Origin of the sequence: Thermosynechococcus sp. JY1331 (assembly GCF_031583475.1) — a bacterium.
Classification (GTDB): Bacteria; Cyanobacteriota; Cyanobacteriia; order Thermosynechococcales; family Thermosynechococcaceae; genus Thermosynechococcus.
Window position 1 is genome coordinate 1,647,516 of record NZ_CP134180.1, and the last position, 15,339, is coordinate 1,662,854.

A 15,339-nucleotide genomic window follows, 5' to 3' on the forward strand; every position below is an offset into this window, starting at 1 on the left:
ACGACTCTAATCTAGCAAAGGCGTTTTGTGGTTTTCAACAAGGCATACCTCGTCGAGGAACTGTGTATCTAGGGTATAGCCCTTTTCCAAACCATGGCAGAACATAGCGAGCTGTCGTCCCTCCTAGGAAGCTGTTTTGCTCACGGTGTTCAATTCCTGTGAAAAGGGTTGTAAGATACTCGGTGTTTCTTGCCCTGAATTCTGCCCTATGGGTCGCTCAATTCTAATTCCCGCCATTCCCGTAAAGGTCTCTGTTCTTGGCTTTCCACTGCACTTGGTGGATAATGCTCCTGAGTGGCTCTTAATGCAGCAGCGGAATGGCCATGGTCAGCACGTGATCACGCTCAATTCAGAGATGGTGATGCTGGCGGAGCGAACACCAGAGTTTGCTGATGTTTTACACCGTGCTGATTTGGTGATTCCCGATGGATCGGGGGTCATTCTCTACCTCAAGTTGCATGGCCTCTCGGTGCGCCGTCTGCCGGGGATTGAATTTGCCGAAGCCCTCCTGCGACTTGCCAATGAGGCGCCCCAGCCCAAGCGGGTCTTCTTCTATGGGGCAGCGCCGGGGGTGGCAGAAAAAGTAGCTGAGCGCTGGCATCGAGAGTTGCCCAACCTGAACATTATTGGTGTGCAGTCAGGCTACCACGATGCCGATACAGAGGTTGCTCTCATTGAAACGCTGAAGGAGACACAACCCCACATTATTTTTGTGGCTTTGGGAGTTCCCCGTCAGGAATATTGGATTGATCGCCATCGTCACATTTGTCCAGAGGCGATTTGGGTTGGCGTGGGCGGTAGTTTTGATGTGTGGGCAGGGGTTAAAAAGCGAGCACCCAAGCTAATGCAAAAACTCCATCTAGAATGGCTCTACCGTCTGTATCAGGAACCGTGGCGCTGGCGGCGGATGTTGGCTTTGCCCCAATTTGCATGGAAGGCGCTCCTAAGTCGTTTGTATGGGCGACAGCGTTTCTCGTCCCGATGACAGCAGTGACCCCAGTGGTACCCCCCTGCGAACCCACCTCTCAGGGGGTAATCGTTGCAGAACTGTGGCAAGTCACGAAGTCCTTTGGTGGCACTTTGCCCTGCTTACATCGCGTCAATTTACAACTGCGACGGGGAGAGTTTTATTTTCTCACGGGTGCTTCGGGGTCAGGTAAATCCACCCTCTTAAAACTCCTCTGTGGCCAAGTTCGCCCAGATCAGGGCATAGTTCGCCTCTTTGGTGAGGAAGTCAATCCCCAACAGGATCGACGGATGGCACAGTTGCGGCGGCGCTTGGGGGTAATCTTTCAAGACTTTAAGCTGCTGGGCGATCGCTCCGTGGCAGACAATGTGGCTTTTGCGCTGCTGGTGCGCGGTATTCCCAAAGCAGAAATTCAGCAGCGGGTACAAACGGCGCTCAAACTGGTGGGTCTGAGCCACAAAGCCAATGCCAATCCCCAATCTCTATCGGGGGGAGAGCAGCAGCGGGTGAGCATTGCTCGGGCGATCGTTGGTGGGCCTGAGCTATTGCTGGCGGATGAACCCACGGGCAATCTGGATCCGCAAACCAGCCAGCAAATTCTTGCCCTGCTCCATCGCCTCCATCAACATGGGCTAACGGTTCTCTTTACCACCCATGACTTAGCCTTGACTCGCTTAGTCCCCCATCGGATTCTCCATTTGCACCATGGCAAACTTGAGTCCCTTACCCACCCTTGACTTTTTGCTTCCAGAAGTGCGCCGCAGTCTCTGGCGCGGTGGTTGGCTCAATGGCGCAGCCGTTATTGCTGTGGCCGTGACGCTCTTTATTTTTGGTTGGGGCTGGCAAGTGTCGCACCTCCTTGGCGCTAGTGTCGAGTCCTTGGGCAATCGGCTAGAAATTACGGCCTATGTGTCGCCTGAACTTCCCGCAGCCAAAGTGGCCAGCCTTAAGGAGCAGTTGGCGGCATTACCGGGGGTAGCCGACTTCACTTGGATTGATCGCGATCGCGCTTGGGCACAATTGCAAGCTGATTTAGGCCTCAAAAGTGAACAGGGTGGCTTAGCCCTCTTTGACACCAATCCCCTCAGCGATGAAATCAAGATCCGCGCCCAAAGCCTCGAACAGGTGGCTCCCCTAGCCAGCCAAATTGCCCAAAAGGAAGGCATTGAGTCGGTGCAGTATCTTGAGCGTGCCCTAACGGGTCTGCAAAGTGTGCAGCGGGTGGTGCGGGCAGTCACGTTCATTTTGGTGCTGCTCCTGAGTTTAACGGTAGTTGCCTTAGTGAGCGCCATTTTACGGTTGATTATCCTTGTGCGCCAACCTGAAATTGAGATCATGACATTGGTGGGCGCCACCCAAACTTGGATTTATACCCCCCTATTTATTCAAGCCGCTAGTCTAGGTGGCGGCGGTGGTTTACTGGCGTGGATAGTTGGCTGGGGCAGTAGTCAACAGCTTCAGCAGTGGTTAACCCAACAGGCCAGTTTTCGCGCCCTTGCCAGCAATGTTTCCCTTGAATGGTCGCTGGGCTTGGGGGTGTTCCTGATCATCATTGGGGTAATTTTGGGGCTAGTGAGTACCCGATTGGCACTGCCAACCACCTCTCAGCGGTAGGCGGCTATGCCACAATAAATGGGGCAATGACGATTGATTCTAAGGGCTATGGCACAATTTACGGCTGACGAGAAAGCAATTGTTCAAAATTATTTCAACACGACCGGCTTCGATCGCTGGCGGCGCATCTATGGCACGGATCAGGTCAGCAAGGTGCAAGCGGATATCCGCATGGGACACCAACAGACCATTGATACGGTACTAGCATGGCTCAAGGCTGATGGCTCCCTCAAGGGTAAACTCATTTGTGATGCGGGCTGTGGGGTTGGTAGTCTGAGCATTCCCCTTGCAGAATTGGGGGCACGGGTCTATGCCAGTGACATTTCCGAGAAGATGGTGGCCGAAGCCCGCGATCGCGCCGCTGCTCAATTGAATGGCCACCATGAACTCATCCTCAGTGTCAGTGATCTTGAAGCCCTGCGGGGACAATACCATACCGTCATCTGCCTTGATGTCCTCATCCACTATCCCGACAGCCAAATGGCAGGGATGCTAGCCCACTTGAGTTCCTTGGCGATGGAGCGACTGATCCTCAGCTTTGCCCCCAAAACACCAAAATATACGCTGCTGAAAAAAATTGGTGAATTCTTCCCCGGCTCCAGCAAGGCCACCCGTGCCTATCTCCACAGTGAGGAATTTATTGTGGGGATTTTGCGAGACTTGGGTTGGCGGATTGAACGCAATGCCATGACCAAAACCCGCTTTTACTTTTCGCGACTCCTAGAAGCAGTGCGCGCCTAGATGACGAACCTCAACCTCAGCTTGGCGGATCTGCAAGCCTTGGGGCGCCAGTGGGGGACATGGCTGCCGCCGGGGACAGTGCTCTTGTTAGCGGGGGATCTAGGGGCAGGGAAAACCACGTTTGTGCAAGCCTTGGGGGAGGGATTGGGCATTGCGGATGTCATCCAAAGCCCCACTTTCACGCTGATTCAGGAATACCCCGAAGGGCGTGTGCCCCTCTATCACTTTGATCTCTATCGCCTTACCCCTGCTGAAGTGGCGGAGTTGGCACCGGAACGCTATTGGCTTGGGGAAGAAATTGATCTCGGAATTGTTGCCATAGAGTGGCCCGATCGCCTGCCAACGCTACCCCCAGACTACCTTAGGCTCCAGCTTCAACGACAGCAGGATCGCACCTGTCTAACTCTAGAGGCTGTAGGGGCAGCGACATCGCTGTTGCCCAAATGCTTAAATCTTTGAGGGCGCGATCGCGATAAGCGGCATAGCGCAAGGCCTTTTGCCGAACGTTTTGCTCTAGGGGTGGCAGAATACCAAAGTTGGGGGGCATGGGCTGGAAGGTTTTGCTCTCCGCCGTACTGATGTAGTGGAAGAGGGCACCGGCCATCGTGGTTGGCGGCAATACCAAGGGTGGGAGTCCTTGTGCCAAGCGAGCCGCGTTCGTTCCTGCTAACCAGCCCCCCGCCGCTGCTGCTGTATACCCTTCGGTACCGGTAATTTGACCCGCCGCCAAGAGGGTGGGGCGATCGCGAAACTGGAGACTGGCACTCAACAACTTCGGCGCATTTAAGAAGGTATTGCGGTGCATCACCCCCATGCGCACAAACTCGGCCTGCTCTAAGCCCGGAATCATCCGCAAGACTCGCTGCTGCTCGCCCCAGCGCAAATTGGTTTGAAAGCCCACCAAGTTCCACAGTTGACCATGGCGATCCTCTTGGCGCAGTTGTGCCACCGCATAGGGACGCTCTCCCGTACGCGGATCTCGCAAGCCCACGGGTTTCAAAGGTCCAAAGCGCAGCGTATCCACCCCCCGCCGCGCCAACTCCTCTACGGGTAAGCAAGCCTCAAAAAATTGAGCATTCTCACGCTCAAAGTCCTTCAAGGGTGCCTGTTCAGCTTCACAGAGAGCCTGCCAAAAGCGCTGATATTCCTCAGCAGTGAAGGGACAGTTGAGATAGGCCGCTTCCCCGCGGTCGTAGCGGGAGGCCAAAAAGGCCACCTCACGGTTAATGGACTCCCCAACCACAATTGGGCTGGCAGCATCGAAAAAGCTGAGGTAGTCCAGTCCGGTAAAGCGTTGGAGATCCGCACTCAGCGCCTCACTGGTAAGCGGCCCGGTGGCTAGCACGACAATCCCAGTCTCTGGCAAATGGGGGAGTTCTTCACGCCGCAATGTCACAAGGGGATGGCCTTCGAGGGTTTCAGTCAACTCACGACTAAACTGGGCACGATCCACCGCTAGAGCACCGCCGGCAGGCACTTGATGGCGATCGGCAGTGGCAATAATCAACGACCCGAGGGCACGCAGTTCATGGTGCAATAACCCCGTGGCGCGATCGCTGGCCTTGGCACCAAAGGAATTACTGCACACCAACTCTGCCAACTCCGCCGTATGGTGAGCTGGACTAGGCACATGGGGGCGCATTTCATACAGCACCACCGGCACACCCGCTCGAACAATTTGCCAAGCCGCTTCTGTACCCGCTAGACCACCACCAATGACCGTAATCGGTTCCATTGCTATCCTTCTGGGGGAGACTCCACTGCAACTTCCGAGCTGGGTAACGCCTCTGAGTCTTCTACCTCTGGCTTAAAGACCAAGCGCAACAGGGGTGGCGCAACGAACGTGGTCACAATCACCATGACGATAATACCGGCATCTAGAGCCTTCGAGAGCACACCGCTGGCCGACCCCACAGCCGCAAAAATCAAACCCACTTCACCGCGAGGCACCATACCAATGCCAATGGCCCAACGGTTAATTCCCGGCTGGCCAAAGACCGTTGCCCCTGTTACCACCTTACCAACAATGGCCACCAATACAAGGAACGAGGCAATGATCAGACCCGCACGATTGGCCGGTTCTAGGGGATTGAGAACGCTAATATCGGTGCGTGCGCCAACACAGACAAAGAAAACTGGCACTAGCATATCGGCAATGGGCAAAATCTGCTCCTCTAGCTCACGTCGTTTTTCCGTTTCCCCCAAGACTAAGCCAGCGGTAAAAGCACCGAGAATCGCTTCCAATTGCAGCATCACTGCCACATAACCAAGGACAAAGGCAAAGATAAGAGAGGGAATCAGTAAGTTGCCGCGCGTTGTCAGGCGATCGACCATTCCCAAAAAGAAGGGACTCAGCAGCCGCCCCACGACAACAGACCCCACCAAAAAGACTACAGAGCTAATGATCAAGTAGATCACATTGCTAATCTCGACCGTGCCCGTTTTGGCTAGACTGGCCACCACTGCCAGCACAATAATGCCGAGAATATCATCGAGAACGGCTGCCCCAATGATGATTTGACCTTCCGGAGAAGTAAGACGTTGAATTTCGGCAAGGACTTTGGCTGTGATGCCAATACTGGTTGCCGTCAGAGCCGCCCCTGCAAAGATGGCCGGTACCAAGTCCACATGAAACAGCGTCACGAGGCCAAGGGTTCCTGCTGTAAAGGGAACCACCACCCCGCCCACAGCAACGATAGCTGCCTGCGGCCCCACCCTCAGCAAACCCTCTAGATCGGACTCCAAGCCAATCTCAAAGAGCAGGATCATGACGCCAATTTCTGAGAGGACGGCAATGACCTCACTGGCAGTATTGGCAACCACCGTAGCCAGCGGGTCATCCATGCCGGTGGTCTGCTGAATAAACGTCGTCAGCACAGAGGGCTCAGTGGTTCCCCCTTCGGAAAAGACCAACAGGTGCAAGACCGAAATACCAACCACCACACCGCCCACCAGCTCACCCAACACCGGTGGAAAGTTAATGCGGGCACAAATTTCACCGCCCATTTTGCTCGCCAAGTAAATCACCACCAGACTCAGTAAAACAGCGGCCAAAATTAAAGGTGCTGCTTCCGCCAAGTTCACTGATTCTGCTGCCGCATTGGCAAAAAAGGGTTCAAACAGTAGCGCTATCAAAGGCATAGAAGCAAAGGCTCAAAACTCTTTAACTCAGTTAAGCATGCCTTCCCCTTTTGCTCAACCTGCCTCTAGTCTGAACCGAATCCTATTTCTTTCTGTCTAAACCAAGTTGGATTTCAGTCGGTTTATCATCGTTTTTTATAGCAGCGGTCACTCGATCATGCGCATTCTCTTTGTCGAAGATGACCCCCAGCAGCGACAGCCCATTTGCCTAGCACTGCAGCGGCAGGGCTACACCGTTGATACTGCACCCGATTTGAAAACAGCCTACTGGTTAATCCATGAGGTGGATTATGAATTGCTCATTTTAGATTGGCTTTTACCCGATGGTGAAGGCACACAGCTGTGTCGCTATTACCGCCAGCAGCAAAAAAACGCGCCAATTGTATTTCTTACCGCAAAGGACACGACGGCGGATAAAGTCACTGGCTTAGATGTGGGTGCCGATGATTATCTCATTAAGCCCGTGGATCTATTGGAATTATTGGCACGCATCCGCGCCCTGCGGCGGCGATCGCCCCTCTGGCAGGGGGATGAACTAACCCTTGAGGGATTAACTCTCCACCTAGAGACTCGGAAGTTGAGCTATCAAGGTGTGGAAATTCAGCTTAAAAGTCGAGATTTTCAGTTGCTCAGCTACCTGATGCGCCATCCACGCCAAGTTCTCAGCTGCCAGCAAATTGAAAGTCAACTCTGGGAATGGGATAAATCCCCTGAGAGTAACGCGGTTGCTGTGCGAGTGAAACGGCTGCGGGAGCAATTGAAGCAACTGGGTGTAGAGCATTGGCTCAAAACCCACTATGGTAGTGGTTATTCCTTGAATCCCCAGCAAAATGTTTCTTAGGAAAGTAGTTGGATCAATTCGCTATCGTGCTGGCTTAATTATTGCCATGCCGATTATCTTTCTGTTCATTATTGTCGCGTCATTTATATGGTTGAAGCTAAACCTAATTGAAGATGATGAATGGGTGTTGCATACGCAAAAAGTAAGACTAGAAACGCAAAAACTACTTAACTTACTGCTGGACTTGGAAACGGGTGTGCGTGGCTATAGCCTGACAGGCAGTCACCGCTTTCTGCAACCTTACATTGCGGCAAAATCTCGCATTGTTCCATCATTGGAAAAAATTAGAGAGCTGGTACAGGATAATCCTGAGCAACTTAAGGCTTTAGACTCAATCGAGGAAACCCTTCAGCAAAACATTCAGATTTTTGATCGTTATGTATATTCAGAAAATTTTACATCTACGACCCATTTAGTCAGTAAATCTAACCAAGAGCAGAATATTGATTGGAATAAAAGTCGGATTTTAATGGAAAGAGCACGGCAAAGCATTTACGAATTTTATAAAAATGAGGAGGTGCTGTTGGGCGATCGCCGGGGGCACCAAATTGAGTATCGAGAATTGGCATGGTCAATTATAATTGCTGCTGCCGTGATTGGTGGTATTGCTAGCTTACTCTCTGTTCGCTTGTTTTATCAGCTGGTTGCAGAACTAGAATCGCGCGAAAATTCCCTTAGGGAAAATAATGAAAAACTATCTGTTGTTTGTCATCAGCTTCAGCGATTTACAGCCAATGCTTCCCATGAGCTAAGGGCACCTTTATCAGCAATTTTAAGTAATAGTCAACTGGCTCTAATGATCTTAGAAGAAGAGCTGCAAGATGACAGTGAATCCTTTACAACTGTGCAGCAAAACTTAAACAACATCTGCCAGATTGCAAAACAAATGGCCAATTTAGTCAGCGATCTGCTGTTTTTGGCTCGCCATGAAGGTCAGTTGGCCAATTGCCAATCGTTTAATGCCCATGCGCTGATTAAGGAATTAGCTGAAGAGTGGCAGCAGCCCATGGATGACCAAGGGATTACATTTGTGGTTCAACTCCCTGAATTGCCCATCATGGTAAAGGGTGACTTTTTGCTGCTCAAGCAAGCAATTGCAAATCTTTTGAGGAATGCCTGCGCCTATACCCCCCAAGGTGGCAAGGTGAAATTGGAAACTCAGTCAACGGAGCGCGAGGTTCAAATTGCTGTTGTGGATACGGGGATCGGCATTCCAGAAGCTGCCCTGCCCCATGTCTGCGAGCGCTTTTATCGCATTCATCAAGGTCAGAAACAACCGCAGGGCTTTGGTTTGGGGCTAGCGATCGTCAAACAAATTGTTGATGCTCATCAAGGACAGCTGCAAATTCACAGTCGCGTGGGGGAGGGAACAACGGTGACCATTACCTTACCCCCAAGCGGACGTTGACGGACGTTGACATAGTTCTGTCATTTTTTTTCCTTAATCTAGGGATTGAAGCATTGAGGACACAGAACATGGTTAGGAAGTATTTATGGGCTTTGGGTATGTCTCTTTTTGTAGGTACTACGGGCGTTTTGATGCCACCGATAGCTCAAAGTGTTGCCCAGTCGGTAACTCCGATTCGTAATTTAGGCAATGTCTATGGCATTACCATTCGCGGCACCGTACGCAGTGCAGTTGGCAATCATTTCATTCTCGACGATGGCACGGGTCAAGTCATTGTGGATGCCGGTCCCCGTTGGTTTCACCAAATCAATCTCCAGCCCGGCGAAACGGTCACGGTGGTAGGGAAATATGATGACTATGATTTTGACGCTTTTCGCATTACCCGCGCCAATGGCGAGGTGATTAACATTCGTCCCCATGGTGGACCTCCCCCCTGGGCGGGTGGCCGGCGACGCTGGGAGCAACGACAGGCACGTTAGGAGGAACCCCGTTACCACATAGGCGGCTGGGAAATTTTGTGAGGTAGCTAAAAATCTGGATGGATAGAGGGGGCAATTGCCCCTTTTATGTTCAGCTTTTAGCGATCGCTAGCCAAAATCAGCCTAGAATCCAGCCTAGTTCTATTACGGATTCTTGGGTTAAGGCATGAGTTTTTCGAAACTTTCCGCGCAAGGATTCTTGGTATAGTAGAAGCGTTTACGAACTACGGTTCACTCGTCATTGGTTAGCCATGCTACTGAAGTCTACAACACGCCACGTTCACATCTATGCCGGCCATGTGGTTGATGGGGAAGTTCATCCTGATACAGAAACGCTGACGCTGAATGTGGATCCCGATAACGAGTTGGAGTGGAACGACGCCGCCCTAGCGAAGGTGGAAGCCAAATTTCAGGAGTTGGTGGCAAATGCCGCTGGCGAGGACTTGACGGAATATAATCTGCGGCGCATTGGCTCGGACTTGGAGCATTTTATTCGCTCTTTGCTGATGCAGGGGGAAATTGGCTACAACCTCAACAGTCGTGTGCGCAACTACAGTCTGGGGATTCCTCGTGTGAATCACTCCTAGATTTATTCGATTTATTCATCCTCAATTGCGGATTATTTAACAGGTACTTTGACAGCGGCATTTCCCGCTACAGTCCTGACCTATTGGGATGGATAGAGGGAGTACAATCCTCTCTGCTAGTCGCTTTCACGGTTTTGAAGGTGTGCTCTCTTTGTGAAAGGCGCTGTGTTTGCCTTGTAGTACCGCTGAATTGGCCAAAAAAAAGAGGCCATTACTGACCTCAAAATGACACTTTGACCGCTGAAAATTGGGAGAGAGTTAAGGTCTAGAGGAGACCCCAGAAGTGAAGCACGCCTTGTTTGGTGATCAGTTCTGTGAGTAGCGCCGCCACAAAGCCGATCATGGCGAGGCGACCGTTCCAAATTTCAGCTTGGGGGGTGAATCCAAAGACCCATGCGTTGCGATCTTCAGCTTTGATGGTTTTGGTATCTTCCATGGTTTTGACTCCTGATCGAACCCTGTACCCTCACTGTAACAATTCTTTACTAATTCCGCAACATCTCTTAATATATTTTTCTCTATTGCTGTCCTAGAGGGCGATCGCGATATCCCTAATCAATGACTGTGGCCATCTTCACGTTCTCCAGCTTGGCGAGGATTTGCGGCTTGTAGTTTTCAAACTCTGCTTTGAGGAGATTACGGCTCACAATCGCTGGGGCAGAACTGGGCAAGCTTTTACTGGTTTGCAGCCAATCCCGTAGCAGTTGCCGCTGGAAGGTAGCGATCGTAAACATGCGGACATTGATGCAGTGTTGCGGATCCTCAAGGGAGAAAAAGAGCAGCGGATAGTAGCCGGTCTCCGAGAGCAAAACGCAGAGTTCTTGGTTGCGTGGCAGTTTCATATCCAAATAACAGGGCAACCAGCGGGGCCCTTGCTTGGGATCGTAGATGGCAGTAATCCAGAGGATCATCGGGTGGGGACTGGTGGTAAAGAGAAACTGGTTGTAGCGAATATTGAGCATGCGCCGATCAATTTCTGGGCGAGGCAGCATCACCCACAGCGAGGCGGCTGATTCCCGCTGTGCATACAAAGGCATCGGAAAGACAATTTCCGCGACGGGTTTATCGGCAGGCCAAACACTTTGCCAGCAGACTTCTTCAACGGTGGCAAGGGCAACAGGCGGTTGAGACTGGCGTTCTGAGGGTTGAGAGACTTTTGCAGCGACCTCTACCCCCGGCTGGGTGACTCGACTACTCCCAAACTGTTCCTCAAGGGCTGTTAAGACCTTGATAATTTCACCGACGTTTTGGGGGCGATCGCTGGGGGACTTGGCCATGCAGGCCATGATCAGTTCCTCAAGGACAGGAGGAAGATACAACCCTGGACTGGCCACATTGAAGGGCACTGGCTTTTGGAAGTGGTGTGCCTTAAACCAACTGCCAATGGAGTGGGTGTCCGCCTGAATGGGCATCTTGCCGGTGAGTAGCTCATACATGGTGATGCCAAGACTGTAGATATCCGAGCGGTGATCCAACTCTCGCCCTTCAATTTGCTCTGGGGAACAGTAGGCCAAAGTGCCCATAAACGACGAGGTTTGCCTTTTTTCAGAGACATCCCCCAAAAATTTGGCAATCCCAAAATCCAATAGCTTCGCAAGTTCCCCCATCGTGCCATCCTGAATCACAAGGACGTTGCTAGGTTTAATGTCACGGTGAATAATGGGGCATTTTTGGCCTTCGATGATAATTCCCTCATGGGCTACCTGCAGACCAAGGCACATATGGCGTGCAATTCGCAGAAATCGGCTTAAGGGCAGGGGTTCTTCTAGGAGCAAATCACTGAGGTTTTCGCCTTCCAAAAATTCCATGACGTAGAAGGGAATTTCCTCGTTGTTCATGCCGTAGTCGAGCACCCGCACCACGTGCATACTTTTCTGACCGAGGAGAGCACCCGCGCGCGCTTCTTGGGCAAAGCGGGTTTTCATGCGATCGTTGAGCAGGGTTTGCGACAGGAATTTAACGGCAACCGGAACGCCGCCAAGGAGAATGTCCTCTGCCCGATACACCCGCCCCATTGAGCCTTTGCCAATCAGCTCCGTCAGCTGGTACCGATTCATCAGAATTTGGCCAATGTTGGTATCGCGGTGCGGTTCTGACATAGTTGCCTCAAGGGGAAATCGGCTGGCGAGGTCGCAAACAGGGAAGCATTGTGTTGCTAGGTCGCTATGGTTATACGTCTATTATCTCTAGAGTCTTTAGGTTCTGTTTGATCCATTGGGGCGATCGCTCCCCCCTAATCCGTAGTTTCTTAAGCCTTTTTAGGGTTCTAAGCATTAGGAACGCCTAACCAAGACATCAATGACGAACTGGTAATCTGAATCTCTTTATCGAGATCGGGAACAGGGATAAAGACCACGCCACCGCTACAGGAAATTTCCCCCACCGATCGCCACTGATTCGCGGTATAGATATGGACATAATTAACTGCGCCCCGTCGCCAACTGCGCCACATCTCACTGGCAGCACAATCATAGAGTTGATAGCCTTCGGGAATGGCGGCACGGGTAAAGGGCACCAGTTGTGCCTTATTTTGAGCGAGATCAGGGAAGAATGATCCATGGGTCAATGCTTGTCGCAAAGATTCCCACGCATCGCAGTAGCGCTTGACCATGATCTGCGGTTGACCATTTTCACTTTTACCTGTGGCAATGACGCCCGCTTTGTTGTCCACCAGTTGCCAAGTCCCTAAAACCGATTCAATGCGATAGTTGGGATTTGAGGCAAGGCTCTCAGCCCCATTGACAACATCGGCAACAAAAACAGCAAACAACTCGCTGTCATCCATGAACTCACTCCCGATCCTGCTTTTTTATAGTTTACTTTGCCGCTCCAGTCGGAGAGAGGTCGGTCATTGTTTTTGCTCTTGTGAAATTAAAATATCTGGGAAAATTTCCTTTCTGAGGCGATCGCAAAGCTCCGTATAATCATGGATTGATAAGGTAGTTGCATGGCTGCCTTCACTGGACTCTTACGCAGGGGTATCTCCCACACTCTGACTGCTTTGAGATGCTTTGACTTCTGAGGTTAACCATGAAATATCGCATTTTAATGGCGACGCTGCTGGCGGTATGTTTAGGGATTTTTTCCTTGAGCGCCCCCGCCTTTGCCGCAAAACAGACTTTAACCTATGACGATATTGTCGGCACTGGTCTGGCCAACAAGTGCCCCACGCTTGATGATACGGCACGCGGTGCCTACCCCATTGATAGCTCCCAAACCTATCGCATTGCCCAACTGTGCTTACAGCCCACGACATTTTTGGTCAAGGAAGAGCCTAAGAACAAACGCCAAGAGGCCGAATTTGTCCCCACAAAACTGGTGACCCGCGAAACCACGAGCTTGGATCAAATTCAAGGGGAACTCAAGGTCAACAGCGATGGCAGCCTCACGTTCATAGAAGAGGATGGGATTGATTTCCAACCAGTGACCGTGCAAATGCCCGGTGGCGAGCGTATCCCACTGCTGTTTACGGTGAAAAACTTGGTGGCGAGCACTCAGCCCAACATTAGCAGCATCACCACTTCAACGGATTTCAAAGGGGAATTCACCGTTCCTTCCTACCGCACTGCCAACTTCCTCGATCCCAAAGGACGGGGCTTGGCCTCTGGTTATGATTCGGCGATCGCCATTCCCCAAGGTAAAGAAGAAGAGCTGGCTCGCGCCAATGTCAAACGCTTCTCCCTGACCAAGGGTGAAATTTCTCTGAATGTGGCGAAAGTGGATGGCCGCACGGGTGAAATTGCTGGCACCTTTGAAAGTGAGCAACTCTCCGATGATGATATGGGTGCCCACGAACCTCACGAAGTGAAAATTCAAGGGGTCTTTTACGCCCGCATCGAACCTGCCTAGGATCGACCAGCCCATGGCGACTCTTTTAGAACTCAGGGAACTGCGGGTCGCCTACCCTACAACGGAGACATCATCTGCTGCAACATTTGTGGTGGATGGTGTTTCTTTTTGTGTGGCCGCTGGGGAGCGGTTTGGCTTAGTGGGGGAGTCAGGTTGTGGCAAATCCACGATTGGTAAGGCCATTTTGCAATTATTGCCGACTGGGTCACAGGTTGCTGGGGCGATCGCCCTTCAGGGGCAATCCCTTTTGGGGCTGACCACTTCCCAATTGCGGCGACTGCGGGGCGAGCAAATTGGTTTGGTCTTTCAAGATCCGATGACGCGCCTCAATCCCCTCATGAGCGTCTATGACCACTGCGATGAGCTATTGCGGAGTCATTGCTCTGCTTGGAGTCGCTCCCAACGGCGGCAGCGCATTGTTGAGGTGTTGGATCGGGTGAAAATTTCGGCCAATCGCCTGCATCAGTATCCCCATGAGTTTAGTGGCGGGATGCGGCAACGGGTGGCGATCGCCCTTGCGTTGCTCTTGAACCCACCCCTGATCATTGCCGATGAACCAACAACGGCGCTAGATGTGACTGTCGCGGCGGAAATTCTCGATGAACTCACGCGCCTGTGCCAAGAAGAGCAGCGGGGACTGCTGCTGATTTCCCACGATCTGGCATTGATGGCCAAGTATTGCGATCGCCTTGCGGTCATGCACCAAGGCAAGATTGTTGAACGGGGAGCGGCTCGTCAAGTGCTGCAACAGCCCCAACACCCCTATACCCAGTCCCTACTTGCGGCCACCCAACTCACCGCTAAAGAAACCCCACCCTTGGACACTGCCCCAGAACTGCTGCGGGTTCACAATTTACAGCGGCACTACCGCTTGGGGGGATGGCTACAACCGCAAACCACGATTCGAGCGGTAGATGGCGTCGATCTGACGTTGCGCCGGGGAGAAACCCTTGGCCTTGTAGGCGAATCCGGCTGTGGTAAAAGTACGCTCTCGCGCTTGATTCTGCAACTGATTCCCGCCAACGCCGGTGAAGTGGTCTTTTTGGGGCGCAATTTAACTCAATTACCCGCGGCACAACTGCGCCCAGTCCGCCGCGATCTGCAAATGATTTTCCAAGACCCCCATGCCTGCCTTAATCCCAAAATGACCGTGGAGCAAAACTTGCTGGAGCCACTGCTAATTCATCGGCTGATGGCCAAAGAGGCTGCCCAAGAACGGGTACGCGAGATGCTGGCACAGGTGGAATTGACCCCCCCTGAAGCCTATGTTCATCGCTATCCCTATGCCCTATCGGGGGGACAACGCCAACGGGTGGCGATCGCCCGTGCCCTGATTACCCATCCCCAACTGGTGGTCTGTGATGAGCCGGTGAGCATGCTCGATGCCCATATTCAACGCCAGGTGCTGGCGCTGATGCAGCAGTTAAAAGAGCAATTCCAACTCACGTATCTCTTTATTACCCACGATCTGGGGGTCGCCCGCTATTTTTGCGATCGCATTGCCGTCATGTACGCTGGCAAGATTGTTGAACTGGCGCCCACCGCCCAATTGTTTGCCCAGCCGCAACATCCCTACACGCAAAAATTGTTGGCCGCTGCTCTGTAGCTGGTCTTAACCACTTTTCCCCCATTTCTTAGGCAAACCCTAACCCAACTTCCCTAAGTTATAAACTGGCTGCCCACAGTGGATGAATTTGGAACGAGATACGCTT

16 protein-coding genes are annotated in these 15,339 nt (G+C 52.1%); 11 read left to right on the top strand and 5 right to left on the bottom strand.

Annotated elements, in window-relative coordinates:
- The first annotated feature begins 208 nt into the window (after positions 1-208).
- The 5 genes from RHJ31_RS07980 to tsaE are packed head-to-tail and all read left to right on the top strand — an operon-like array spanning position 209 to position 3,781.
- Positions 209-985: a WecB/TagA/CpsF family glycosyltransferase gene (locus RHJ31_RS07980; protein ID WP_302676225.1), complete on the top strand. Its 777-nt coding sequence runs from the start codon at positions 209-211 to the stop codon at positions 983-985.
- Complete coding sequence (gene ftsE / locus RHJ31_RS07985) at positions 982-1,704, top strand: cell division ATP-binding protein FtsE (protein ID WP_302676226.1); 723 nt, start codon at positions 982-984, stop codon at positions 1,702-1,704. Before RHJ31_RS07980 ends, ftsE begins: the two co-directional genes overlap by 4 nt.
- A complete protein-coding gene (locus RHJ31_RS07990; RefSeq protein ID WP_206199693.1) occupies positions 1,673-2,581 on the top strand; it encodes an ABC transporter permease in 909 nt (302 codons plus the stop codon). Before ftsE ends, RHJ31_RS07990 begins: the two co-directional genes overlap by 32 nt.
- 48 nt (positions 2,582-2,629) lie before the next feature.
- Positions 2,630-3,322 carry a magnesium protoporphyrin IX methyltransferase gene (bchM, locus tag RHJ31_RS07995; protein WP_302676227.1) on the top strand — a complete coding sequence of 231 codons (693 nt, stop codon included), beginning with the start codon at positions 2,630-2,632 and terminating at the stop codon, positions 3,320-3,322.
- Positions 3,323-3,781 (top strand): tRNA (adenosine(37)-N6)-threonylcarbamoyltransferase complex ATPase subunit type 1 TsaE, encoded by a 459-nt coding sequence (tsaE, locus tag RHJ31_RS08000; protein WP_206199691.1) that lies wholly within the window; start codon positions 3,323-3,325, stop codon positions 3,779-3,781.
- Here the strand turns inward: tsaE and trmFO are convergent.
- Both trmFO and RHJ31_RS08010 read right to left on the bottom strand, forming a co-directional pair.
- Positions 3,684-5,057 (bottom strand): FADH(2)-oxidizing methylenetetrahydrofolate--tRNA-(uracil(54)-C(5))-methyltransferase TrmFO, encoded by a 1,374-nt coding sequence (trmFO, locus tag RHJ31_RS08005; RefSeq protein ID WP_302676228.1) that lies wholly within the window; start codon positions 5,055-5,057, stop codon positions 3,684-3,686. The genes tsaE and trmFO overlap by 98 nt on opposite strands.
- 2 nt (positions 5,058-5,059) lie before the next feature.
- On the bottom strand, positions 5,060-6,463 hold the full coding sequence (locus tag RHJ31_RS08010) for a cation:proton antiporter (RefSeq protein ID WP_206199689.1): 1,404 nt from the start codon (positions 6,461-6,463) through the stop codon (positions 5,060-5,062).
- Between the two features lie 157 nt (positions 6,464-6,620).
- On the opposite strand from RHJ31_RS08010, the gene RHJ31_RS08015 reads away from it, so the two are divergent.
- From RHJ31_RS08015 to ndhM, 4 genes are all read left to right on the top strand, one after another.
- A complete protein-coding gene (locus RHJ31_RS08015) occupies positions 6,621-7,304 on the top strand; it encodes a response regulator transcription factor (protein ID WP_302676229.1) in 684 nt (227 codons plus the stop codon).
- A gap of 46 nt (positions 7,305-7,350) precedes the next feature.
- The gene (locus RHJ31_RS08020) at positions 7,351-8,712 is read left to right on the top strand and encodes a CHASE3 domain-containing protein (RefSeq protein ID WP_302676230.1); all 1,362 of its coding nucleotides are present in this window, start codon (positions 7,351-7,353) and stop codon (positions 8,710-8,712) included.
- Between the two features lie 98 nt (positions 8,713-8,810).
- The gene (locus RHJ31_RS08025; protein ID WP_310438265.1) at positions 8,811-9,191 is read left to right on the top strand and encodes a hypothetical protein; all 381 of its coding nucleotides are present in this window, start codon (positions 8,811-8,813) and stop codon (positions 9,189-9,191) included.
- A gap of 251 nt (positions 9,192-9,442) precedes the next feature.
- Entirely contained in the window at positions 9,443-9,778 is a 336-nt protein-coding gene (gene ndhM / locus RHJ31_RS08030) for a photosynthetic/respiratory NAD(P)H-quinone oxidoreductase subunit M (protein ID WP_206199685.1), read from the top strand.
- Positions 9,779-10,043: 265 nt separating this feature from the next.
- On the opposite strand, the gene RHJ31_RS08035 is transcribed toward ndhM, so the two are convergent.
- The 3 genes from RHJ31_RS08035 to RHJ31_RS08045 form a co-directional block, all read right to left on the bottom strand.
- On the bottom strand, positions 10,044-10,214 hold the full coding sequence (locus tag RHJ31_RS08035; RefSeq protein WP_011056299.1) for a chlorophyll a/b-binding protein: 171 nt from the start codon (positions 10,212-10,214) through the stop codon (positions 10,044-10,046).
- A 115-nt stretch (positions 10,215-10,329) separates the two neighbouring features.
- Entirely contained in the window at positions 10,330-11,877 is a 1,548-nt protein-coding gene (locus tag RHJ31_RS08040; RefSeq protein ID WP_206199683.1) for a serine/threonine-protein kinase, read from the bottom strand.
- Positions 11,878-12,044: 167 nt separating this feature from the next.
- Positions 12,045-12,563 (bottom strand): hypothetical protein, encoded by a 519-nt coding sequence (locus RHJ31_RS08045; RefSeq protein WP_302676232.1) that lies wholly within the window; start codon positions 12,561-12,563, stop codon positions 12,045-12,047.
- A gap of 245 nt (positions 12,564-12,808) precedes the next feature.
- Here RHJ31_RS08045 and RHJ31_RS08050 point away from each other — a divergent pair, with 245 nt between their 5' ends.
- Together RHJ31_RS08050 and RHJ31_RS08055 are read left to right on the top strand one after the other, a co-directional pair.
- Positions 12,809-13,627 carry a photosystem II manganese-stabilizing polypeptide gene (locus RHJ31_RS08050; protein WP_149818320.1) on the top strand — a complete coding sequence of 273 codons (819 nt, stop codon included), beginning with the start codon at positions 12,809-12,811 and terminating at the stop codon, positions 13,625-13,627.
- 13 nt (positions 13,628-13,640) lie between these two features.
- Positions 13,641-15,233 carry an ABC transporter ATP-binding protein gene (locus tag RHJ31_RS08055; protein ID WP_302676233.1) on the top strand — a complete coding sequence of 531 codons (1,593 nt, stop codon included), beginning with the start codon at positions 13,641-13,643 and terminating at the stop codon, positions 15,231-15,233.
- Positions 15,234-15,339: the final 106 nt, after the last annotated feature.

Bases quoted from the DNA above. Each gene is read 5' to 3' on its own strand.
- RHJ31_RS07980 (WP_302676225.1), top strand. From the start codon at position 209: ATGGGTCGCTCAATTCTAATTCCCGCCATTCCCGTAAAGGTCTCTGTT.
- ftsE (WP_302676226.1), top strand. From the start codon at position 982: ATGACAGCAGTGACCCCAGTGGTACCCCCCTGCGAACCCACCTCTCAG.
- RHJ31_RS07990 (WP_206199693.1), top strand. From the start codon at position 1,673: ATGGCAAACTTGAGTCCCTTACCCACCCTTGACTTTTTGCTTCCAGAA.
- bchM (WP_302676227.1), top strand. From the start codon at position 2,630: ATGGCACAATTTACGGCTGACGAGAAAGCAATTGTTCAAAATTATTTC.
- tsaE (WP_206199691.1), top strand. From the start codon at position 3,323: ATGACGAACCTCAACCTCAGCTTGGCGGATCTGCAAGCCTTGGGGCGC.
- trmFO (WP_302676228.1), bottom strand. From the start codon at position 5,057: ATGGAACCGATTACGGTCATTGGTGGTGGTCTAGCGGGTACAGAAGCG.
- RHJ31_RS08010 (WP_206199689.1), bottom strand. From the start codon at position 6,463: ATGCCTTTGATAGCGCTACTGTTTGAACCCTTTTTTGCCAATGCGGCA.
- RHJ31_RS08015 (WP_302676229.1), top strand. From the start codon at position 6,621: ATGCGCATTCTCTTTGTCGAAGATGACCCCCAGCAGCGACAGCCCATT.
- RHJ31_RS08020 (WP_302676230.1), top strand. From the start codon at position 7,351: ATGCCGATTATCTTTCTGTTCATTATTGTCGCGTCATTTATATGGTTG.
- RHJ31_RS08025 (WP_310438265.1), top strand. From the start codon at position 8,811: ATGTCTCTTTTTGTAGGTACTACGGGCGTTTTGATGCCACCGATAGCT.
- ndhM (WP_206199685.1), top strand. From the start codon at position 9,443: ATGCTACTGAAGTCTACAACACGCCACGTTCACATCTATGCCGGCCAT.
- RHJ31_RS08035 (WP_011056299.1), bottom strand. From the start codon at position 10,214: ATGGAAGATACCAAAACCATCAAAGCTGAAGATCGCAACGCATGGGTC.
- RHJ31_RS08040 (WP_206199683.1), bottom strand. From the start codon at position 11,877: ATGTCAGAACCGCACCGCGATACCAACATTGGCCAAATTCTGATGAAT.
- RHJ31_RS08045 (WP_302676232.1), bottom strand. From the start codon at position 12,563: ATGGATGACAGCGAGTTGTTTGCTGTTTTTGTTGCCGATGTTGTCAAT.
- RHJ31_RS08050 (WP_149818320.1), top strand. From the start codon at position 12,809: ATGAAATATCGCATTTTAATGGCGACGCTGCTGGCGGTATGTTTAGGG.
- RHJ31_RS08055 (WP_302676233.1), top strand. From the start codon at position 13,641: ATGGCGACTCTTTTAGAACTCAGGGAACTGCGGGTCGCCTACCCTACA.